The organism is Gordonia sp. NPDC003424 (assembly GCF_053588655.1).
The window spans coordinates 31072-53093 of the sequence record NZ_JBSFQJ010000026.1 but is presented as its reverse complement, the minus strand read 5'-3'; the positions used below and the strand labels follow the sequence as shown (position 1 = coordinate 53093).

General features: G+C 66.8%; 21 protein-coding genes. 13 read left to right on the top strand and 8 right to left on the bottom strand.

Annotation, left to right across the window (positions count from 1 at the left end; translation table 11 throughout):
• Positions 1-77 precede the first annotated feature (77 nt).
• A complete protein-coding gene (locus ACWDTI_RS25275; RefSeq protein WP_449740884.1) occupies positions 78-878 on the top strand; it encodes a hypothetical protein in 801 nt (266 codons plus the stop codon).
• A 16-nt stretch (positions 879-894) separates the two neighbouring features.
• On the opposite strand, the gene ACWDTI_RS25270 is transcribed toward ACWDTI_RS25275, so the two are convergent.
• On the bottom strand, positions 895-1746 hold the full coding sequence (locus ACWDTI_RS25270; protein WP_449740883.1) for a DUF5995 family protein: 852 nt from the start codon (positions 1744-1746) through the stop codon (positions 895-897).
• Between the two features lie 135 nt (positions 1747-1881).
• On the opposite strand from ACWDTI_RS25270, the gene ACWDTI_RS25265 reads away from it, so the two are divergent.
• Together ACWDTI_RS25265 and ACWDTI_RS25260 are read left to right on the top strand one after the other, a co-directional pair.
• Positions 1882-2244 (top strand): hypothetical protein, encoded by a 363-nt coding sequence (locus tag ACWDTI_RS25265; RefSeq protein WP_449740882.1) that lies wholly within the window; start codon positions 1882-1884, stop codon positions 2242-2244.
• A gap of 77 nt (positions 2245-2321) precedes the next feature.
• Positions 2322-3227, top strand: a complete 906-nt coding sequence (locus tag ACWDTI_RS25260; protein WP_449740881.1) for an extracellular catalytic domain type 1 short-chain-length polyhydroxyalkanoate depolymerase — start codon at positions 2322-2324, stop codon at positions 3225-3227.
• A gap of 55 nt (positions 3228-3282) precedes the next feature.
• Here ACWDTI_RS25260 and ACWDTI_RS25255 read toward each other — a convergent pair whose 3' ends face one another.
• From ACWDTI_RS25255 to ACWDTI_RS25245, 3 genes are read right to left on the bottom strand one after another with little or no spacing between them, the layout of a single operon-like run.
• Complete coding sequence (locus tag ACWDTI_RS25255; RefSeq protein ID WP_449740880.1) at positions 3283-4503, bottom strand: FAD-dependent oxidoreductase; 1221 nt, start codon at positions 4501-4503, stop codon at positions 3283-3285.
• The gene (locus ACWDTI_RS25250; protein WP_449740879.1) at positions 4500-6113 is read right to left on the bottom strand and encodes a phytoene desaturase family protein; all 1614 of its coding nucleotides are present in this window, start codon (positions 6111-6113) and stop codon (positions 4500-4502) included. The genes ACWDTI_RS25255 and ACWDTI_RS25250 overlap by 4 nt, the downstream gene beginning before the upstream one ends.
• 45 nt (positions 6114-6158) lie before the next feature.
• Complete coding sequence (locus tag ACWDTI_RS25245) at positions 6159-6923, bottom strand: SDR family NAD(P)-dependent oxidoreductase (RefSeq protein WP_449740878.1); 765 nt, start codon at positions 6921-6923, stop codon at positions 6159-6161.
• Between the two features lie 245 nt (positions 6924-7168).
• Between ACWDTI_RS25245 and ACWDTI_RS25240 the strand changes: the two genes are divergently transcribed.
• The 4 genes from ACWDTI_RS25240 (at position 7169) to ACWDTI_RS25225 (ending at position 9814) form a co-directional block, all read left to right on the top strand.
• Positions 7169-7873, top strand: a complete 705-nt coding sequence (locus tag ACWDTI_RS25240; RefSeq protein ID WP_449740877.1) for a TetR/AcrR family transcriptional regulator — start codon at positions 7169-7171, stop codon at positions 7871-7873.
• A gap of 49 nt (positions 7874-7922) precedes the next feature.
• Positions 7923-8303, top strand: coding sequence for a LysR family transcriptional regulator (locus ACWDTI_RS25235; RefSeq protein ID WP_449740876.1), 381 nt, complete (start codon positions 7923-7925; stop codon positions 8301-8303).
• 17 nt (positions 8304-8320) lie between these two features.
• Positions 8321-8593, top strand: coding sequence for a hypothetical protein (locus ACWDTI_RS25230; RefSeq protein ID WP_449740875.1), 273 nt, complete (start codon positions 8321-8323; stop codon positions 8591-8593).
• 90 nt (positions 8594-8683) lie between these two features.
• Complete coding sequence (locus ACWDTI_RS25225; protein WP_449740874.1) at positions 8684-9814, top strand: FAD-dependent monooxygenase; 1131 nt, start codon at positions 8684-8686, stop codon at positions 9812-9814.
• Positions 9815-9877: 63 nt separating this feature from the next.
• Here the strand turns inward: ACWDTI_RS25225 and ACWDTI_RS25220 are convergent, their stop codons facing one another.
• The gene (locus ACWDTI_RS25220; RefSeq protein ID WP_449740873.1) at positions 9878-10504 is read right to left on the bottom strand and encodes a TetR/AcrR family transcriptional regulator; all 627 of its coding nucleotides are present in this window, start codon (positions 10502-10504) and stop codon (positions 9878-9880) included.
• Positions 10505-10807: 303 nt separating this feature from the next.
• Here ACWDTI_RS25220 and dnaK point away from each other — a divergent pair, with 303 nt between their 5' ends.
• The 5 genes from dnaK to ACWDTI_RS25195 all read left to right on the top strand — a co-directional run bounded on the left by dnaK (position 10808) and on the right by ACWDTI_RS25195 (position 16191).
• Positions 10808-12658 carry a molecular chaperone DnaK gene (dnaK, locus tag ACWDTI_RS25215; protein WP_449740872.1) on the top strand — a complete coding sequence of 617 codons (1851 nt, stop codon included), beginning with the start codon at positions 10808-10810 and terminating at the stop codon, positions 12656-12658.
• Positions 12659-12741: 83 nt separating this feature from the next.
• Positions 12742-13293 (top strand): nucleotide exchange factor GrpE, encoded by a 552-nt coding sequence (gene grpE / locus ACWDTI_RS25210; RefSeq protein WP_449740898.1) that lies wholly within the window; start codon positions 12742-12744, stop codon positions 13291-13293.
• A 149-nt stretch (positions 13294-13442) separates the two neighbouring features.
• Entirely contained in the window at positions 13443-14633 is a 1191-nt protein-coding gene (dnaJ, locus tag ACWDTI_RS25205) for a molecular chaperone DnaJ (protein ID WP_449740871.1), read from the top strand.
• Between the two features lie 3 nt (positions 14634-14636).
• Positions 14637-15035: a heat shock protein transcriptional repressor HspR gene (locus ACWDTI_RS25200; RefSeq protein WP_449740870.1), complete on the top strand. Its 399-nt coding sequence runs from the start codon at positions 14637-14639 to the stop codon at positions 15033-15035.
• 67 nt (positions 15036-15102) lie between these two features.
• The gene (locus ACWDTI_RS25195; RefSeq protein WP_449740869.1) at positions 15103-16191 is read left to right on the top strand and encodes a hypothetical protein; all 1089 of its coding nucleotides are present in this window, start codon (positions 15103-15105) and stop codon (positions 16189-16191) included.
• A 525-nt stretch (positions 16192-16716) separates the two neighbouring features.
• On the opposite strand, the gene ACWDTI_RS25190 is transcribed toward ACWDTI_RS25195, so the two are convergent.
• A complete protein-coding gene (locus ACWDTI_RS25190; RefSeq protein WP_449740897.1) occupies positions 16717-17874 on the bottom strand; it encodes an FAD-binding oxidoreductase in 1158 nt (385 codons plus the stop codon).
• 142 nt (positions 17875-18016) lie between these two features.
• Here ACWDTI_RS25190 and ACWDTI_RS25185 point away from each other — a divergent pair, with 142 nt between their 5' ends.
• On the top strand, positions 18017-19138 hold the full coding sequence (locus ACWDTI_RS25185) for an amidohydrolase family protein (RefSeq protein WP_449740868.1): 1122 nt from the start codon (positions 18017-18019) through the stop codon (positions 19136-19138).
• Positions 19139-19364: 226 nt separating this feature from the next.
• On the opposite strand, the gene ACWDTI_RS25180 is transcribed toward ACWDTI_RS25185, so the two are convergent.
• Together ACWDTI_RS25180 and ACWDTI_RS25175 are read right to left on the bottom strand one after the other, a co-directional pair.
• Positions 19365-20870, bottom strand: coding sequence for an amino acid permease (locus tag ACWDTI_RS25180; protein WP_449740867.1), 1506 nt, complete (start codon positions 20868-20870; stop codon positions 19365-19367).
• Between the two features lie 156 nt (positions 20871-21026).
• Complete coding sequence (locus tag ACWDTI_RS25175) at positions 21027-22013, bottom strand: serine/threonine-protein kinase (RefSeq protein WP_449740866.1); 987 nt, start codon at positions 22011-22013, stop codon at positions 21027-21029.
• Between the last annotated feature and the right edge of the window lie 9 nt (positions 22014-22022).

Below are 22022 nucleotides of genomic sequence, written 5' to 3'. Positions count from 1 at the left end.
CGCATGTCATCCCTGATCCACCAGCGCTGTCTCCCCACACATTCCCCACACTGATTCCGTCGCCGCAAGGAAACCCCATGACCTTCTCCACCCTCATCGGCGCGCCCCCGAGCGGGCGCGGTCGGCCACTGCTCATCGAGGACACCGACTACTCCGCCGCCGTCATCCGGCAAGGCGCTCCCATCCCTTGGACCGACCTCGCAGCCCTGGCCGGGCACTACGGCCAGGTCCAGTCGCTGCTCGGCTCCGACGCCGCGTGGGTCGACGTGCAGCGTTGGCAGCAAGCACATCTCGACGCCCAACCCGCGGTGATCGGTGACATGGGTGCGCGCAGCCGGACGGGCTACCCGCTGCGCACCCTCCTCGGACATCAGGGACTGCTCGACACCTTCCGCAAGACGCTCACCACGATCGCCGACGCCACCCGCCGCGGCATCGTCCTGCACATCCCATCACCGGCCGCATGGGTGGCATGGGCGCACGAGGTGGCCGGCAATCAGCTCGACGACGTCGATTTCGACGCCGCCGACAGCGCATCGATGTATGTGGCCGAATGGCTCGGGCAACTCGGCCCGCTCCCGATCGAGATCGTCGTGCTCGATACGCGGCCCGCCCCACCCGAGTGCGCCGAGGTACTCGGCGACTACACCTCTGTGCTCAATGTGGTCGAGCACCTCGGTTGGTCTGTCGCCATGCGCGGGGACGACCGGATCGACACGACCGAGGACGTGCACGCCGTGGTGGTCGACTCTGAGTTCTGGACCGAGGACATCGAAACCGAGGACATCGAAACAGACTTGGGTGCAGTTGCTTTCACCACCATTCCGCCGGCGTCTTCGCCGGAGGCGGTGCTGGACAAACTCCGCCGGCTCACCTGAGCCGCAGCGGATCGAATCAGATCTGCCCCAACCGCTCGAGGATGTTCATGAACACGGTCGCGTTCTCGTACAGCACCCACATCTCGGCCACGGTGGCGTCGTGTGTCGCCGGGTTCTGCAGCCCGAAGTTGTTGACCCACGCGGCGGTTCGGGTCGACTGGAACAACACCGTGGTGGCGGCCTTGTCGCCGATGATGTCGCCGACGAACCATGCGGTGAACAGCGGTTCGAGATTGACGCCGTAGGTGGTCTTGAACGACTTGATGATCGCCGGGGTGGCGTCGACGAGGGCACCGCCGAAGGTGTAGAAGTCCTTGGTGTTCTTGGGCTTCGACTTGACCGTCACGAGTGCGTTCGGGAAGTCGATGATGAGGTGGGCAAAGATCTGCCCCATCAGGACGCGCCCGGGACTGCGGTCGCAGTGGGTGGTGAGCCGCAGTGCCTGCGCCCAATGGGCGGGGGGTTTGCCGCCGGTGACGAACTCATGCAGCGCACTGACATAGAGGCGGACGACCTCGATGGCCAGGTTGGTCGCCCACACCGGGTCCTCGTAGATACCCGATTTGATACTCGGGCCGACGAGTTTCAGGATCTCGTCGAAGGCGATCGGGAAGGTGCCCCGGTAGTCGTTGTGCTTCGACAGCGCCTTCCTGAGCGCGGCGATCTTCTTCTGTGCATCGTCGTAGGTGACGATGGTCGTCGGGTCGGTGAGTTTGGCGAGGTCCTGTTTCTGCTTCGGTGTCTCGACCGGGATGCACGCGGAGACCGGTGTCGGCGCTGCCGACGCGGCAGGTGCAGCAACGGTGATCGTGCCGAAAATCAGGGCCGACAGGGTGAAGATCACGCCAAGAGACTTGAGTGTCCGCATAGGGTGACTGTATTCACATCGGTGCAAATCCGACTCTGTTTCGCAAAGCTACCGACCGGTAGGGTGCAGCGCACCGTTTGAGGGTGATGATGGGTTGTGTCCGGGTCGTTCGTTTGTCCACTGGGAGGCTGCCCGATGTCCGATCTACCCACCATCACCGACGACGAGATGCAGACCATCCTGCAGTACGCCCAACCGTATTCGGTCGTCATTCTCCGGACCGGGCCGAAATACGGGACACCCGAAGCGGCATCGATCATCTGGGAGCACGGCCGCCGCAACATGGCGCTGCGCGCCGCGGGTGCGTTGTCGGTGGTGCTGCCGGTCACCGACGACTCCGGTATCTGTGGTGTCGGCATCTTCGACCGCGACGTCGAGGCCACCACGGCGATCATGAACGACGACCCCGGCGTGCGGGGAGAGGTCTTCGTCTACGACGTGCATCCGGCCCGAGGGTTCCCCGGCGACGCTCTCCCGCCGGAGCCGGACGAATCATGAAGGCTCACCGATGAGAATCCGGTGAGAGTCCGTTGGGCAGCGTTGCCCGGCCGCGTCCGGTCACCGACGATGAGTACATGACGCCCCGTGCCATCGGCTTGATCGTCCTGTCGGTACTGGTGGCCGCGTGCGCTGCGCTGGCTGCGCCGGGATCGGCATCGTCGGCGCCGTCGGCCGGTCACACCACCGAGCGGGTCGGCACCCGGACCTTCGAGATGTATCGTCCCGCGGGACTGTCCGGCCCGGTTCCGCTGGTCGTCGTACTGCACGGTGGCTACGGTGACGGACGCCAGGCCGAACGCAGCTACCACTGGGACGCGCAGGCCGACCGCGGTCGCTTCGTCGCCGTCTTCCCCAACGGTGTGGGGCGCTCGTGGAATGCCGGGACATGTTGCGGCCCCGCACAACAGCGACGTGTCGACGACGTGACATTCATCCGTCGGGTGGTGGCATCGGTGGCGGCGCGGATGCCCATCGACCCGTCACGCATCTACGTCACCGGCATGTCCAACGGCGCGATGATGGCCTACCGAATGGCCTGCGAGACAAGATTGTTCGCCGCGGCTGCACCGGTTGCCGGCACGATCATGGTGCCCTGTGCCGGTGCCGCGCCGATCTCGCTGCTGGCCATTCACGGCACCGCCGACGACCGGGTGCCCTACGGTGGCGGGCCGGGTAAGGCGTTCAACCTCAACGGCACCGCGCGCGTCGACGGACCGTCGATACCCGCCGACAACGCGCTGTTCCGGCGGATCAACCACTGCGGACCGCCGAAAGTCACCAGGTCGGGCGACGTGACGACGTCGATCGCATCCTGCCCGCAGGCACGGTCGGTCGACCTGATCAGCATCGCGGGGGCCGGTCATCAATGGCCCGGCGCACAACGTAATCCGGTCCTCACGGCATTGGGACTGCTCGCGCCGTCGGTGTCGGTGGATGCGACGTCGACCATCTGGACCTTCTTCGCCGCACACCCTCGCTGACACGGCGTCGAAGGTCGGCACGCGTGAGGCAACGACTCGACTCCTGATCCGCGCCCTACGCTGTCGCCGGTTCGATCGGCCCGTCGATCTCGTCGAGCATCTTGTAGATGTCGGCGGGAATGCGGTCGGCGATCGCCTTCTGCAAGACGGGCGTGTGGTCGAACACGAAGTCGCGCAGGTGTCGCACGCCGGGCGGCGCATGATGAAAGAGCTTGCCCTGCGAGTAGGCGGCGCCGGACATCTTCGAGGTGTGCGCTCGCCGCGGTTCCTCGAAGGCGGCGAGCGCCCTTGCGAGTGCCGCCGTGTCGTCGAGGTCGACCCGGCTGATCTCCCGGCCCAGGAAATAGCCGTCCTCGATCGACATTCCGGCGCCGTACGCCGCATACGGTGAGGTCGGGTGCGCGGCGTCGCCGATGAGCGTGACCCGACCCCGCGACCATTGCGGAAGGGGTGGCCGGTCACGGATCTCCCAACGGGTGACATCCGCCGGATCCGTGGCCTCGACCATCTGGGGCAGCGGCCAGTGGAACTCCGAAGATGCCTGGGCGAGAGCCGTTTCCCACATATCGCCGGTGAACGCGGTGCCCGGATCCCATGGGCTGGTGATCCACCACTGGAACCCGACCTTGCCGTAGCTCTTGATCGAACTCCACGAGCCCTGCTTGTCCTTGCTGAACGTCATCACGCACGTGCCGTGCTTGGCCCCGGGGATCGGCTCGAAGGTGAAGCCGCCGAAGCAGTGCAGACGGTGCATGCGCAGCGGCGCATCACCCCAGAGTTGCCGACGGACCGTGGAGTGGATCCCGTCGGCGCCGACCACGAGATCGGCCTCGGACCGGGCACCGTTCCCGAACGTCAGCGTCACGCCGTCGCCATGGTCGTGCAGGGCCGTCAACTCGTGGTCGGTGTGCACCGTGACGGATTCCGGCAGCGCTGCGGTCATGCGCGCGAACAACTCGGGGCGGAGCAGGCCGATGAATCCGCCCTCGTACTCGTCCTTGATGTCCTGGGGCAGGGGTATCACCATTCGCAGGTGTCCGTCCGCTCGACGTGCGCTGCTCGTACACGGATACCCGAGGTCCTCGGTGTCGACGCCGAGATAGCCGAGCGCCTTGACCGGCGGAGGCCACAGATTGAGGATGTTGCCGCTCGACCGTACCTGAGATGCCTTCTCGTACAGCGAGACCCGGTGGCCGGCCTGGGCCATGGCGAGCGCGGTCGCCAGACCGCCCGGCCCCGCGCCGATCACCGCGATGTGACCTCCGGCGGCGCTCATGCGAGTTCGGGCTGGGTCGCCGAGAAGACCGCGGCGTGATCGGATGCCGGGTCGAGGTCGGCGAGCATCCGAATGGCGACCGGCCGTCCGCCGCCGACCACGCCGCCGCCGGGATGCTGGAACGGGCCCACGAGATACAGGCCCTCGACGCCGGGCACGGTGTAATCGGCCAGTGCCGGTGTGGGCCGCGCGGCTCCGAGCTGGTTGGTGAGCATCGCGATGCCGTTGATGTCGCCGTGCCGGAAGCTCGGGGTGTCCTTCTCGTGGTCGAGCGGGCTCACGATCTCGTAATCGCGGATGTTGTCGGCGTCGAGATTCTCGTAGAACGTCGCCGTGTACTCGATCAGGAACTTGGCGTAGTCCTCCTTGATCTCCTCCCACCGCTGCGGCCCACCGTCCTCGAGGTCGTAGGTGGTCAGGCAGAACAGGTGCAGGACGGCATTGCCCTCGGGAGCACGCGACGGGTCGGCCACCGACGGACATCCGGCGCCCACGAGCGGGAACTCGGGGAACCGGCCGCGCCGCAACGTGTCGAAGGTGTCGAGCATGTCGGTGAAGCCGCCGTGGGTCAGCGTGTTCATCACGAAGTTGTTGATGTCCGGAGAACACTTGTAGCGCAAGGGCTCGTTGAGTGCCGCATGGACGACGAAGCCGGTGAACTTGCTGAGCTCGGTGTGCTCGGCGGCCGCCGCGATCGCCGGATCGAGGTTGTCGCCGAGGAACGACGCGAGCAGGTGCGGGTGGATCGATCCGAGAACGGCCTCCCGTGCGCGGATAGTCTCCCCGGTGGTGGTCCGAACGCCGACGGCACGGCCGTTCTCCACGATGATCTGATCCACCTCGGTGTTGAGGCGGATGTCGCCGCCACCCGCCTGCAGTGCCCGGATGCAGGCGTTGGTGAAGTTCACGCCGCCGCCGCGCGGCACCGAGATCCCGTACTTGGCGACGATGCCGATCGCAGCGTACGCGAAGATGCCGGTGTTCTTGTCGTCGGGGTGCGATGTGATGATCTCCGAGGCCAGACGGTTCAACGCGACCAGCACCCGCTCGTCGGAGAACCACTCACCGAACACGTCCGACACGCTCATTCCCATGGCGCGCAGCGTTTCCGGACCGTATGGCGCCGCGGCGAGCGCGGCACCGGCGGTTGCCGGGTCCACCGGTGGGACGAAGAACCCGGGCAGGATCAGATCGGTGATCTCGACGGCCGCGTCGACGAACTTCCGGTAGGCGTTGGCGTCGGCGGCCGAGAACCGCTCGATCTCGGCGACCGTGCGTTCGGTGTCGCGGTAGATGGGCAGGAACGTGCCGTCGTCGAAGATGGCGGCGTAGGGGTGGTCCATGCTGATGTACTCGAGGCCGTGCTTGCCGAGCAGGCCGAGCTCGTCGTCGGTGATCAGGGGGTTGGCCTGGATGAGAACGTGCAGCGCACTGTGCCGCTCGCTCCAGAAGCCGGGTTCGGCCATCTCGAGGGTGGCGACCCCGCCGCCCGCGTAGTGCATGCGTTCGAGTACCAGTACCTTCCGGCCGGACTTGGCGAGGTAGCCGGCGGCGATGAGTCCGTTGTGTCCGGAGCCCACGACCACGACGTCGTAATCGGTGTCGGTCATCAGTGTTTCCTTTCGGGGGGGAAAGCGATTGCAGAGGTTGGGTTTTCAGAAGTGACGCGTCAGGCCGCCATCGGCGGCGAGGAACTGACCGGTGACCATGCCGGCATCCGGGCCGGTGAGGTAGGCGACTGCACCGACGACGTCCTCGACCGATGTCGTCCGGGGCAGTGCCTGCATGCCGCGCATGATGTCGGCGATATTCGGCGGCATCGCACCGGCCCGGATCTGCTCCTCCACCATCGGCGTGTGGGTGAAGCCGGGCGACACGGCGTTCACGGTGATCCCGGCCGGGCCGAGATCGGCGGCGAGCGAGCTGGTCAGGCCGAGGATGGCGGCCTTGCTGGTCATGTAGGCGACCATGCGCGGGGTGTTGGTGTAGATCGAGGTCGACGCGACGCTGACGATGCGTCCGTGACCGAGTTCCTTCATGCCCGGCACCACGGCCCGTGACATCGCGAAGGTGCCCGTCACGTTGACGTCGAGAACCGTTCTCCAGGAATCGATGTCGATCTCGTCAACCGCGCCCAGACGCCCGATCGCGGCGTTGTTGACGAGGATGTCCACCGGGCCGAGGGCATCGGCGATGGTGGTGACCGCCGCCTCGGCGGCGTCGGGATCGGCGATGTTCGCGCGGACCGCGTGAGCGCGGCCACCGGCCTGCTTGATCGCCTCGACGGTGTCCGCGGCGTCGGCGACATCGACGATGCCGACGCTCGCACCGCGTGCCGCGAGTCCGGCGGCGATGGCCGCCCCGATGCCGCCGGCAGCGCCGGTCACGATGGCGATGCGGTCCAGATGTGTTTGTCCCACGGAACTCTCCTGAGGTGATGATCGGCCACGCCGGTCGGGTGGTGAGACACCGCGAACCCTGCTGATGTGGGGATGAGCCGATGTATGTACTTGGCGCGGAAGAAGATTCGCTCGGGCGGATGGCCTTCCGTGAAACCGTAATCCCGATTACGGTTTCTTGAGTGTGTAACACGCATCACGTCCTGTCAACCCCCGATCCGCGCCGCGGCGGTCGGTGGTGGCCGAAGACTGGTTCAATCGGAACCGTGAACGCGTCTGGGTCCAGCAGGTTCGACGAGTGGACGGCCTCCGATCTGTTGGCCGCGCGCCCGCCCCGGCAACAACGCAGCCGGGAGGCCTGGGCGCGGATTCTCGCGGCCGGTATCGAGCTGATCGAGGAGGGCGGCCTGTCGGCCTTCACGGTGCCGCGCGTGTGCGAACGTGCGGAGGTGGCGCCGCGTGCGGTCTATGAGCGCGTCGACGGCAAGGACGAACTCTTCGCGGCCGTCTACGAGTACAAGATGGGCACCATCGTCGCCGATCAGGCGGAACTGTTCGACGAGAACCGGACGGACCGCCGCGGGCCCGTCGAGACGATTCACCATGCGGTCGGTTCGGTGATCGCGCTGTTCGCCGGCCACGAGAGCTTCCTGCGCGCGGTCATCCACATGTCCGCGACGCACCCGCTGCTGCTGGACCGCGGCCGCTTCTACACCCGCGGCCTGCGCAGCACGTTCATCGCATCCCTGCGCCACGCCCTGAGCCATGCCGGTGGCGGTGACGGCGGCGACACCGTCGTCGCCGACGAGATGGTGCTGGATCTGTGTTTCGCGACGGTGTTCTCCACGGTCATGATCCGTACCTCCTACGGCGCCGACTATGCGACCGACGTGGGGGACAACGAGGCGCTGACCGAGCGGCTGACCGACATGGTCGTCGCCTACCTGCTGCCCGGAACGTCCGGCTCCTGACCTGCCGGAACTCGTCGGCGTCGCATCGCCGGGAGGTACAGTCCAGGTCGTGGGTGCCGCAGAAACCCAGGACGCACAGCTGGGACGAATCGACCAGAACCTGCTCGTGCCGCTACATGCGCTGCTCGAGGTCCGACACGTGTCGAAGGCCGCCGAGCGCATCCATCTCAGCCAGCCCGCGGTGTCCGCGGCGCTCGGGCGGCTCCGGCGGCACTTCGACGACGAACTCCTCGTGCGGGTCGGTGGCTCGTATCAGCTGACCCCCCTGGCCACCCGGCTCCAGGCCACCGTGGCGCTGGCCGTCCAGGCGCTCGACGAGGTGTGGAGCGAGGGCGGCGGATTCGACGCGGCAACCAGCACCCGCCGGTTCACCGTGACCGCGTCCGCCTACGCGATGACCAACGACATCCGCGGCTCGACATCTGCCTGAGCCACGGCGGGGGAGCGATGCCGTTCCTGCTGGGCCGGGTGCGCTCGTGGGTGGGGACCGGCGCCTCCCCGATCACGGTGGCGCAGTTCGACCGCGACTATGCGCGCCTCTGGTTCGACACCCACGTGCATGCCGAGTCGTCGGCGCAGCTGCTCGCCGAGGTCGCCGATCCCACCCGGCTGGTCCTCGGCACGAACTTCGGGGGATGGGACTCCTCGTCGCCCACCGAGCTCGACGGTCTGTCCGTCGACGTGGAGCACAACGCGCGCAAGCTCTTACGGCTCCCCTGACGAGGCGTCATGGCACCTGTTCCCGGGTGCCAGGCCGTCCACGTGTCCCGACATTTCCGATTCATTCAGCCCCACAGGAGAATTCGAACAATGCCTGCCGTCCACAATGCTCTCGTGATCGGCGCCGGGGTGTCCGGTGCCGCCGTCTCCATCGAACTCGCCCGAGCCGGCGTCGCCGTCGACCTCGTCGAGATCAACGCGGACGTGACCGCGCTGGGATCGGGAATCACCCTGCAGGGCAATTCTCTTCGCGTGTTCGACCAGCTCGGTGTGCTCGACCGGTGTATCGCCGCCGGACAGCCGTTCACGACGTTGCACATCTACGCGACCGATGCCGAGGCGGCGGTGCTCGCCGAGGTGCCCAGCGCGCCGACCGGTGGGCCCGACGTTCCGCCCACGATGGGTATGTACCGGCCCGACCTGGCCGGCATCCTGATGGACCGGGCCGAGGAGGTCGGGGTGAAGACCCGGTTCGCGACCACCGTGACCGAGCTGTGTGCCGACGACGACGGTGTCGATGTCGTGTTCTCCGACCGGTCCGCAGCACGCTACGACGTGGTGATCGGTGCCGACGGGATCCGGTCGGCCACGCGCAAGATGCTCGGGATTGATCTCCAGACGCGCCCGATCGGCCTCGGCATCTGGCGAGTGTTCGCCCGGCGCCCGGCCGAACTCGATCATGCGGGGCTGTATTACGGAGGCCGCTGCCTCTATTCGGGTTTCACGCCGACCTCGGAGACCACGCTGTACGCGCATCTCACCGAAGACGCGTGCGACCGGTCCGCACTCACGGCCGCCGAGCGAGTCGAGGTGGTGCGCGAGCTGTCGTCGGCCTACCACGGACCCTGGGATGCGATTCGCGCGGCGATCGAGGATTCCGCAGTCGTGCACTACACGCACGCCGAGACCCATCTGCTCGACGGGCCGTGGAATCGGGGGCGGGTGGTCCTCATCGGCGACGCGGTGCACACCTGTCCGCCGACCATCGCGCAGGGCGCGGCGATGGGACTCGAGGACGCCGTCGTGCTCGCCGAACTGCTGACCGGGAGCGAGCGGATCGACGACCGGTTGTGGGCGGAGTTCGCCGATCGACGGCTGGACCGGGTGCGCGCGGTGGTAGAGGCGTCCAATCTGATCGCCGGGTGGCAGGTGGACCGCGAGCAAGGCGACGTGCCGGCAGTGATGGGCAGGATCGCGAAACTGGTGATGACCGCACCGTGACCGCGCCGCGACCGCGCCATCACCGTGGCGGATCGGTGGCCGGCGGATCGGTGGTGAGGGGATTCAGGCCGGGGCGGGTTCGAGCTCGCCGCCCGGGAAGCCGAAGATACGGGCGATGGTGCCCTTGATGATGAAGCGCGGGAACATCTCCGTGGCCACCAGCGTCTGCTGCTGGATCAACCCTTCGAGCAGCGCGACGATCAGTTCGGCGGTGCGCTCGGGCCGGTTGGGTTCGTAGCGCGAGACGAACGGCTCGGTGAAATCGATGAACACCGCGCGGTTGCGCAGCACCTGCTCGCGCAGATCGTCGTCGAACTGGGCCTCCACCAGAATCGCGAAGTGCGCCTTGACGAACCCTTCGCCCTCGGTGCACATCGCCATGACGAAGTCGGTGGTGCAGTCGAGCACCAGCTCCGGTGTCGCATCGTCGCCGGCGAGCATCGGCGCGAACGACCGCATCGCCACATCCCACATCACGGCGTGCGCGGCCTCGATGGCCAGCGACAGCAGCTTCGACCGGGTCGGCGCGTAGTAGTTGACCGAACCCGCCGGGAGTCCGGCGGCCTCGTCGACGGACCGATGCGTCACCGCGTGGAGCCCGCGGGTCGAGATGATCTCCAGCGTCGCCCGCGCGAATCGCGTGCGCCGATCCGGGGCATCGTGACCGCTACCCGCCGCGTTCTTGCTCACGAAGCCCCCCGCCTCACAGTCTGTGGTGGAGAGTGTAAACGGACCGCGGTCAGAAAGAGGCCGATGGGCGACAGCCGCGGACATTGAGTCACTCCGACTCAACTTTTTCGGCGAAACCGGGAACAATACGGCCGGCCTCCCCGTTGGACACTTCGAGAAACCTGAGTGAGATAGACTCAAGTCGGTTTGACTCATCGTCTTCGATTCAGTAAGACATGAGTCGGTTGCACTGAAGTTCAGGTTTCGACAGACGTACAAGGTGTCACACCACCTCGGTGCAGACCCATGACTAGGAGGAAACACATGTCCCGTGCAGTTGGAATCGACCTCGGCACCACCAACTCGGTGGTGTCGGTGCTCGAAGGCGGCGAGCCCGCCGTCATCGCCAACGCCGAAGGCTCCCGTACGACCCCGTCGGTGGTCGCGTTCGCGCGCAACGGCGAGGTCCTGGTCGGACAGCCGGCAAAGAACCAGGCGGTCACCAACGTCGACCGCACCATCCGGTCCGTCAAGCGCCACATGGGCGAGGGCGACTGGTCCGTCGAGATCGACGACAAGAAGTACACCCCGCAGGAGATCAGCGCGCGCACGCTGATGAAGCTCAAGCGCGACGCCGAGGCCTACCTGGGTGAGGACGTCTCCGACGCCGTGATCACCGTGCCGGCCTACTTCAACGACTCGCAGCGTCAGGCCACCAAGGAGGCCGGACAGATCGCGGGCCTCAACGTGCTGCGCATCGTCAACGAGCCCACCGCGGCCGCCCTGGCCTACGGCCTGGACAAGGGCGAGAAGGAGCAGACCATCCTGGTCTTCGACCTCGGTGGCGGCACCTTCGACGTCTCGCTGCTGGAGATCGGCGACGGCGTCGTCGAGGTCCGTGCCACCTCGGGTGACAACCACCTCGGTGGTGACGACTGGGATCAGCGCATCGTCGACTGGCTCGTCGAGAAGTTCAAGGCCCAGAACGGTATCGACCTGACCAAGGACAAGATGGCCATGCAGCGTCTGCGTGAGGCTGCCGAGAAGGCCAAGATCGAACTGTCTGCATCGCAGAGCACCTCGATCAACCTGCCCTACATCACCGTCGACGCCGACAAGAATCCGCTGTTCCTCGACGAGCAGCTCTCGCGCAGCGAGTTCCAGAAGATCACGAGCGATCTGCTCGAGCGCACCCGCGCGCCGTTCCAGGCCGTCATCAAGGACGCCGGGATCGCCGTCGGCGACATCGACCATGTCGTGCTCGTCGGTGGATCGACCCGTATGCCCGCGGTCTCGGATCTGGTCAAGGAACTGACCGGTGGCCAGGAGCCCAACAAGGGCGTCAACCCGGACGAGGTCGTCGCCGTCGGCGCCGCCCTGCAGGCCGGCGTCCTGCGCGGCGAGGTCAAGGACGTGCTGCTGCTCGACGTCACCCCGCTCTCCCTCGGTATCGAGACCAAGGGCGGCGTGATGCACAAGCTGATCGAGCGCAACACCACCATCCCGACCAAGCGCAGCGAGACCTACACCACGGCCGAGGACAATCAGCCGTCGGTGCAGATCCAGGTCTATCAGGGTGAGCGCGAGATCGCGTCGCACAACAAGCTGCTCGGCTCCTTCGAGCTCGGCGGCATCGCTCCGGCGCCGCAGGGTGTCCCCCAGATCGAGGTGACCTTCGACATCGACGCCAACGGCATCGTGCACGTCACCGCGAAGGACAAGGGCACCGGCAAGGAGAACAGCATCCGTATCCAGGACGGTTCCGGCCTGAGCAAGGACGAGATCGACCGGATGATCAAGGACGCCGAGGCGCACGCCGACGAGGACCGCAAGCGTCGTGAGGAGGCCGAGACCCGCAACCAGGCCGAGTCCCTGGTCAACCACACCGAGAAGTTCCTCAAGGACAACGAGGACAAGGTTCCCGGCGAGGTCAAGGACAAGGTCAACGCGGCCATCGCGGAGGCCAACGAGTCACTGAAGGGCAACGACATCGCGGCCATCAAGTCCGCGATCGAGAAGCTCTCGGCCGAGTCCCAGGAGATGGGCCAGGCGATCTACGCCGCCTCGGCTGCCGAGTCGCCCAACGGTTCGGCACCCACCGGTGAGCAGGCCGCCGACAGCGACGTCGTCGACGCCGAGGTCGTCGACGAGCCGACCTCCGGGGACAACAAGTGACCCAGGACGGGACCGGATCCGGCGTCGGGAACGCCGCGAGCGAACCCGAGCTGGGTCCGGTCGACCCCGACCAGGAAGTCGACATGCCGATCACGGTGACCGACCGCCGCGTCATCGATCCCGAGACGGGAGAGGTGCGCCGGCCGGCACCCGGCGCCGAAGAGGTGACCCCCAGCTCGGTCGCCGACGAGGAGATCGCCGAACTGACCGCCGCACTCCAGCGGGAGCGAGCCCAGTTCGCGAACTTCAAGCGGCGTGCCGCCGAGGAGAAGCAGGGATCGGTCGCCTTCGGCAAGCAGGTGCTCATCGAGAAACTGCTCCCGCTGCTCGACGATCTCGACCGTGCCCGCGAGCACGGCGACCTCGAGAGCGGGCCGCTGCGGGCGATCGCCGACAAGCTCGGCACCACGCTCGCCGGCGAGGGACTGGCCAAGTTCGGAGAGTCGGGCGACTCGTTCGACCCGGAACTCCACGAGGCCGTCCAGCACGACGGTGACGGTGCGCAGCCCGTCCTCGGGCAGGTCTATCGCAGCGGCTATCGGCTCGGCGAGAAGGTGATCCGCACCGCGATGGTGACCGTCACCGATCCGGTACCGGCGGCACAACCGCAACCCGAAGAGTCTGGTGCACAATAAGCGCAACCCTCCCGCTCCCTGAGGTGCGCGGAGCGCCGGCGACGAGCCACGAAGGGTCTTCGTGGCTCGTCGCACAGGGAGCGCAACACCACAACTTCACAACGACAACTTCATCCAGACAACTGAGATACCGAAGGAGGTGACGTCTGGTGGCTCCACAACGTGAGTGGTTGGAACAAGACTTCTACAAGGACCTCGGCGTTGCTTCTGACGCTTCGGCTGAAGAGATCAAGAAGGCCTACCGCAAGCTCGCACGCGAGCTGCACCCCGACGCCAATCCGGGGGACTCGGCGGCCGAGGAGCGCTTCAAGCGGGTGTCCGAAGCCCACAGCGTGCTGTCCGATGCAGAGAAGCGCAAAGAGTACGACGAGACCCGCGCCATGTTCGCCGGCGGACGATTCCGCGGCGGGGGCAACGGATTTCCCGGGGGATTCCCGGGCGGGGGAACGACTTACACCACCACCGGTGGCGACTTCAACATCGGCGACCTGTTCGGTGGGGGCGGCGGCGACGGTGGCGGACTCGGCGATCTGTTCGGTGATCTGTTCACCGGCGGACGCGGCCAGCGCACGTCGACGGCGAGTCGGCCCAAGCGTGGCAACGACCTCGAGACCGAGACGAGCCTCAGCTTCAAAGACGCCGCTCTCGGTACGACCGTACAACTCCGCGTGACCAGCCCGGCGCCCTGCACCACGTGCCACGGCAGTGGTGCCAAGCCCGGCACCAGCCCGCGAGTCTGCCCGAGCTGCAACGGTTCCGGCTTCATCAGCCGCAACCAGGGGGCGTTCGGCTTCAGTGAGCCGTGCCAGGACTGCCAGGGGACCGGATCGCGGATCGACGACCCGTGCTCCGATTGCGACGGCACCGGCGTCAAGGTCCGGGCCCGCACGATCAACGTCCGTATCCCGTCCGGCGTCGAGGATGGTCAGCGTATCCGGCTGGCCGGCCAAGGTGAGGCCGGACGGCGAGGCGCGCCGTCGGGCGACCTGTACGTGGTCGTGCACGTGACCGCCGACAAGGTGTTCACGCGCAGCGGCAACGACCTCAAAGTACAACTGCCGGTGAGCATTTCAGAACTCATCCTCGGCGCCACGGTGTCCGTGCCGACGCTGGAGGGCTCGGTCGGGGTCAAGATCCCGGCCAACACCACCGACGGCCGCACCCTGCGGGTGCGTGGCCGTGGTGTGCCCAAGCGGTCGGGTGGCGCCGGCGACCTGCTCGTCACCGTCAAGGTGGCGGTGCCGCCGAAACTCGACGACGCAGCCGTCGACGCGATGCGCGCCTATGCCGACGCGGAGAAGGCCAGCGGATTCGATCCTCGCGCGGGATGGGGGCGATGAATCATGGCAGCCCACGACAACGACCGTGAGTCCGCCGCGACGTTCATGATCTCGGTGGCCGCCGAACTCGCCGGCATGCACGCGCAGACGCTGCGCACCTATGACCGGTTGGGCCTGGTGACGCCGCAACGCGCCAGCGGTGGCGGACGGCGATACTCGTCGCGCGACGTCGAACTCCTGCGCGAGATCCAGCGTCTGTCGCAGGACGAGGGCGTCAACCTCGCCGGCATCAAACGGATCATCGACCTCGAGAACCAGGTCGACGCGCTCCAGTCGCGACTCCGTGAACTGCAGGCGCAGCTCGAGCAGGCGACACAGCGCCGCAGCGGCGAACTCGTCCCGGTGCCGCGGACCAGCGCACTCGTGGTCTGGCAGCCGCGGCGCAAGCGCACCGCCGACTGATCGACGCTCAGGTGGCTTCGCTACCCTGAGCACCGCGACCAGCCAGCCACCGACGACAGGACCGAACATGGCCGACACCACAGCCGCCCCGATGGGCGGCTCGTCGGCCGGTTCGGTCCTCGGCATTTCCGTGGTCGAGGACCAGGTGGCATCGGTGGTCCGGGCCGCCGACGGATCCGTCATCGCCAGCAATCTGGTGGACCTGCCCGACCCGTCGGCACAGAGCGCGCAGACCGCGATCAGGGAACTCGTCGAGTCGGTGCCGTACGAGATCGACCGCATCGGCATCGCCTGCGCACGCCCGGCCACCCAGAACTATCTGCAGGCGAACCTGTCGCCGGCCGGCGGGCGGCCCGGCTGGTACAGCAAGGTGTCGGTCACCGACCTGCCGGCGGCGCTCGCCGAGGCGGCCCGCGCCGAACTACCCAACCGAGGCATCATCGCCGCGATCGATCTCGACCGATCGGCGATCCCCTCGCCGGGCTCATCGGTCGTCACGCTCGATTCCGCCACCGGCGAGGTACTCGGGACCGCCGAGTTCGCCTACGGCACGCCCGGACCCGTCACCGACCCGACCTGCGCCCGGGAGGTCGCCGACGCCCTGACGTCGGCTCCCGGCGGGTCATCGGTGACATCGATCGTGTGCACCGGCCCCGGCGCTGAGGTCGCAGGTGCCGCACCGGCCCTCGAATACGCACTGGCCCGCCCCGTCACCGTCGTCGATCAGCCGGCACTCGCACCGGCGGCGGGCGCGGCGATCATCGCGGCGAAGCCACCCGGCGTACATCGCGGAACGTCCAATCGCCGCTGGTGGCTGATCGGAGCGGCGCTGGCCGGGGCTCTCGCTCTCGGTGCGATCGCCGCATCGGCCGTGTTCGCGGGCGTCGATTCCGAACGCGACGACGCCGTGCCGGCGACCACCACGACCATCACTCAGCCGGCGTCGACGACCACCGTGGTCCGTACCGCCGAACCGGTCACCGAGACCCGCACCGAGCGTGAGACGGCGACCGTCAGCGCGCCCGCCCCTGCCCCGAGCACGACGACCGTCACCAACACGGAGACGCAGACCGAGACCGCCGAACCGTCGACGGTCACCGTCACCGTCACCGAGACGGCCGACGGCGGCTTCGGCGGCCAAAGCCCCGCGCCGTAGCATTCTCGCTGGTCGAGTAGGTGACCGGCCGGGACGTGGTCGATTTTTTCGCTGGTCGGGTGGGTGACTGGCCGGGACGTGGCCGATTTTTTCGTTGGTCGGGTGGGTGACTGGTCGGGATGTGGTCGACTTTTTCGTTGGTCGGGTGGGTGGCTGGTCGGGGCGTGGTCGACTTTTTCGTTGGTCGGGTGGGTGGCTGGCCGGGGCGTGGCCGATTTTTTCGTTGGTCGGGTGGGTGGCTGGCCGGGGCGTGGCCGATTTTTTCGTTGGTCGGGTGGGTGGCTGGCCCGGGACGTGGCCGACTTTTTTTGTTGGTCGGGTGGGTGGCTGGCTGGGGCGTGGTCGATTTTTTCGTTGGTCGGGTGGGTGGCTGGCCGGGATGTGGTCGATTTTTTCGCTGGTCGAGTAAGTGACCGAGCGCTAGCGAGGGAACGCATCGAGACCCACCTGAGGAGCCGGCGAGGAACGAGAGCGTCTCCCCGTTCCCTGAGGAGCCGGCGAGGAACGAGCCGGCCTCTCGAAGGGTCAGTGCACGGGGTCGTGCTGGATCACCTCGCCCGGCACACCCGCGATCAGCAGGCGTCGGCGCGTCGCCTCGATCATGTCGGCCGACCCGGCGATCAGCACCTGATGGCCCTCCCATTCATGCCATCCACCTGCAGCGACAACGTCGGCGAGCGTGCCGATGCGGTGCTCGATGCCGAGCGACTCGGGTGTCGCCGACGATCTGATCCACCACGGGTCGGTGGTCTCCTCCGACACCGCGGTCACGTGCAGCCACGGGTTGGTCGCCGCGATGCGCCGCAACACCGCGAGGTCGTAGAGCTCGCCGGGGTAGCGCATGCCGTAGAAGATGTGCGTCGACGGCGAGTCCGCACGTTTGGACATCTCGATCAGCAGGGCTCGCAGCGGGGCCAGACCGGTTCCGCCGGCCACCATCAGCACCGGGCGGTCCGGATCGACGTGAAGTGTTCCGTGCATCTGGGAAAACGTCCAGACGTCGCCGGGCCGGGTTTCGGCGACCACCGCGCCGCTCATCGATCCACCCGGGATGGCGCGGATGTGAAACTCGAGTTCACCCGCCGGATTGGGTGGGATCGCGGGCGAGAAATTCCGCCACAACCGGGGGCGCTGTGGGATGTGGACCTCCAGATACTGACCGGCGGCGAACCGTTGTGGTGCCGAACTGACCAGCCGGACGACGGCCAGATCCCGGGTGATGCGGAACTTCTCGACGACCTCCGCCGTCCACAATGCCGGCAGCGGCGCGGTCTCGGCTGCGCCGCGCATCACGCCCGTCGTCAGCATCATCGCCTGGATCACGGTGCGTTCGGCTTCGCTGTCCCACTGATCGCCCAGGACCGCCGCGAACTCGTCGGTCAGCGCCCGGAAGATCACCTCGTAGTACCGGGGCTGCACGCCGAACTTCCGGTGGTCGCGACCGAGCTGGGCCAGGAACTCCACCAATTCGGCGTGCCCCGACTCGCCCGGAATGACCTCGAGGACGTGGTCGATCACCCGGAAGAACGCATCCCGCTGCCCGGCCATCAGCGCGGGGAACAGATCACGCAGATCGGGGTCGATCGCGAACATCCGGCTGTAGACGTTCGCCGAGAATCGGTCCGGGTCTCGATTGATCAACGCGCGGAGCAGGTGCAATGTGTGCTGCGAATGATTCGCCACTGCGTCGTTCACCTCCTCGACCACCGTCTGCGTCAACCGACCCGGGCCCCGCCCAGACTATCGAGACTAGTGGGGCTGCGCCGGTGACTTTCGATCGGACAATCGATGCCGGTGTGGCCGCGCCATGTGGCACGCTCAGTGCGTGACCACGCTGGACGGGCTGCTGCCGGGCATCGTCGATGCCCATCTCCACCAGTGGAATCCGCGTAGAACTCCGTGGGCGGCCAACCGGCTGTCGAAGCTGTACCGGTTCGTGCCCGCCTTCGGCGAGCGCATCTTCCCCATGGTGGTCTCGCAGTCCGACCGCGAGTACGTTCTCACGCCCAGCACGGTCGGACGGATCTACGAGCCACTGCAGTACCTGGCCGATGCCGCCGCTGTGCCCACCATCGCGGGGGTACGTATCGACACCGTCGTCCACATGGAGTCCCACTGGCGGAGTGACGCGGCGGCCGGCACGACTCACACCCCGCTGGGGGACTCGGCGGCCGAGGAGACCCGGTACGTGGCGAGCCTGCCGTTCGGTGTGGGACAGGCCCCGCGGCTTGGTGCAGTTGTCGCGCACGCGGATCCGCGTGCCGAGCGTTTCGGCGACCTGCTCGACGAGCATGCCGCAATCACCGACCGCCTGCGAGGCGTGCGGTGGATCGCCACCCGTCATCCGGATCCGAAGGTGCGCGACGGCGTCGACGCCGACGGCATCCTGGCGTCGCCGCCCTTTCTTCGTGGCTTCGAGGATGTGGCGCGCCGTGGTCTGGTGTTCGACGCGTTCGTCTACTCGCATCAGCTCTACGACGTCGCCACCGTCGCGCGCGAGTATCCGGAGGTGACGATCGTCATCGACCACATCGGCGCCCCCGTCGGCGTGTTCGGCCCGGTCGGTGCCCGGACCGGAACCACGGCCAGCGCCCGGGCCGACATCTTGCGGCTGTGGCGCGAACGAATGGTCACCCTCGCCGCCTATCCCAACGTGAAGGTGAAACTGTCGGGCCTGGCGCTACCGATCCTCGGCTACGGCCGTGAGCGGTGGGGCAACGTCGGCAGCCGGTCCACCCTCGCGGAGATGATCGGCCCGCTCGTCGAACATGTCATGTGGCACTTCGGTTCTGACCGCGTGATGTTCGGCTCGAACTTCCCCATCGACAAACCCAACGCCGCCCTGGACATGCTCGTGGGCGCACTCATCGACCTCCTCGCCGCCCGTGGTGATTACGTGCTACGTAACGTCTTTCGCGAGACGGCGATGCGGGTGTACACGATTTGACGCGGGTGATGCATTCCCCGGCGACCGCGTCGATCTCGTTGGTCGAGTAAGGGAGGACCTTGCGACGACCGCGTCGCTCTCGCTGGTCGAGTGAGGGAGGAGCCTGCGACGACCGTATCCCTCTCGCTGGTCGAGTAAGGGAGGACCTTGCGACGACCGCATCTCTCGCTGGTCGAGTAAGGCTCCGAGCGCAGCGAGGCGCCGCATCGAGACCACCCCGTCTCAGCTACTCCTCCGAATCACCCTCCCGCTCATGGTGATGCGGCCCCTCCGGCACCGGCGGTTGCGGTACCACAGGGTACTCGCCGGTGTAACCCTGACGCTGCGTCGCGATCGTCATCACCTTGCCGCGCACGGCATACCATCCGCCGACGAGTAGCGGGATCATGACGCCGATGGCGATTGCGTTCCAATAGTTTTCGTAGCACATCAGCACGGTCACGGCGGCGAGGAACACGAGCGTCGCATAGCTCGTCCACGGCGTGCCGGGCAGCCGGAAGGCCGGTCGGGTGACGACGCCCTTCTGTGCCCACCGGTAGAGCTGGATCTGGCATGCCACGATCATCGCCCACGTCGAGATGATGCCCAGCGCGGACAGGTCGAGGGCGATGTTGAACGCATCTTCGGGCACAAAGAGATTGAGGACGATGCCCAGCAGCGTCAGGGCGCCGGTGAGGGCGATGCCGCCGAAGGGCACGCCGTTGCGGTTCATCTTGGCGGTGAACGCGGGACCGCTGCCATTCATCGCCATCGAACGCAGGATGCGGCCGGTGGAGTAGAGGCCGGCGTTGAGGCTCGACAGCGCAGCGGTCAGCACCACCAGGTTCATGATGCCGCCGGCAGCAGGCATGCCGACCTTGGAGAAGAAGGTCACGAACGGGCTCTCGCCCTTGTGGTATGCGGTGTAGGGCAACAGAAGTGCGAGAAGCAGCACCGAACCGACGTAGAACACGGCGATACGCACGATCACCGAATTGATGGCGCGCGGCATGACTTTCGGCGGATCGGCCGTCTCACCCGCCGCGATGCCGACCAATTCGACTGCCGCGTAAGCGAAGATCACACCGGACGTGACGATGCACAGCGGGAAGATGCCCTCCGGGAACAGGCCGCCGTTGTCGGTGATGACGCTGATGCCGGTGGGCTGCCCGTCGATCTCGAAACGGCCGGCGAGGAAGACGATTCCGACCACCAGGAACGTGATCAGCGCGGTGACCTTGACGATCGACGCCCAGAACTCCATCTCGCCGAACAACTTCACGGAGATGACGTTCATGGTGAGGACGATGCACAGCGCGATCAATGCGATCAGCCACTGGGGGATCGCCTCGAACATTCCCCAGTAGTGGACGTAGAGCGCCACCGCGGTGACGTCCACGATCGCGGTGGCCGCCCAGTTGAAGAAGTAGAGCCAGCCTGTGACGAAAGCTGTTTTCTCCCCAAAGAATTCACGTGCATAGGAGACGAACGACCCGGATGACGGGCGATGCAGGACCAGCTCGCCGAGCGCACGCAGGATGAAGAACACGAACACACCGCAGACGGCGTAGACCAGGAAAAGGCCGGGCCCGGCGTCGTGCAGGCGGCTGCCCGCACCCATGAACAGGCCGGTGCCGATGGCGCCGCCGATCGCGATCATCTGGATTTGTCGGGGTTTGAGACTCTTGTGGTAGCCCTCGTCCTCGTGGGCGAGTGCGGAATTGTCATATGTCGTCGGCGATTCGGCCGTCATGATTCCCTCGGTGTCGGGTGTGGCGGTTGATGAGCGGGGTTCACGGATCGCGTGACCCCGGTCGCGATTTCAGGCACAACGATCATCAACGTTAGCGATTCTCATGATCACCGGCATCTCGGGGAACGTTAAATCTTTGTCACCGAATCACAGTCGTCACGAATCGGACATACGTCGCCAGCCGCCGCGGAACCGCGGAATGGACGGCGGCGGTACCGGCACATCCCGCAGTGTTCGAGTGATGATGCCGGTGAACTCGCTGCAGGTGTCGTATCGATCACCCGCGTGCTTCGCAAGTGCCTTGGCGAACACCGCATTCAGCGACGACGGCAACCACGGCCGGTGCCGCGTCAGGGACGGAACCGGATCGTGAAGGTGTGCCTGGGTGACCGCGAAGGCCGTGGGCCGTGGGAACGGAGGTGATCCGACGAGCAGTTCGAACATGCTGGCCGCCAATGCATAACCATCGGTCTGCGGGGAAAGGCGTTGTGCCGTCAGTAATTCGGGGGCGGCATAGGCGACGGATCCTTGGACGCGCCCGTTGCGGGCCAGCGGTCGGGTGTCCTCGACGAGTTGCGCAATGCCGAAGTCGGTCAACACTGCACGCGTCTGACCTGCCGGTGACTCGACGATCATGTTGGTCGGCTTGACATCCCGGTGCAGCACTTCCTGTTCGTGGGCGTAGTCGAGGGCCGCGCCGATCTGGTCACCCACGGCGGTGATCCGGGCGGTGTCGGGTTCACGAAAGCCGAACGGGATCAGCGACGCCGCCGACGATCCGTCGACATACTCCATTGCCATCCACAGAACGGTTGCCGCCCTGTCATTTTCGCCGGAGTCGGGCGGCGGGATCTCGCCCCGGGCAATCATCTGAACGATGTTGGGGTGATGCAGCAGAGACGCGATGGTGAACTCACGCTCGAACCGGTCCCGCACCCGCGCCTGGTCGGCGGTGGTCGGGTGCAGAACCTTGAGGGCGATCGGTCCGCCCGACCCGTCGGTGCGGTGCGCGCGGTAGACGTCGGCGCTGGCGCCGCTGCCGAGATAGGTGTCGATGGCGTAGTCGGCCACGATGTGGCCCGCCGACAAACTGCCCGCCGTCTGGACTGCGGGGGTGGTGGTGTACCTGTCGAAAGCGACCATCGGCGGGCC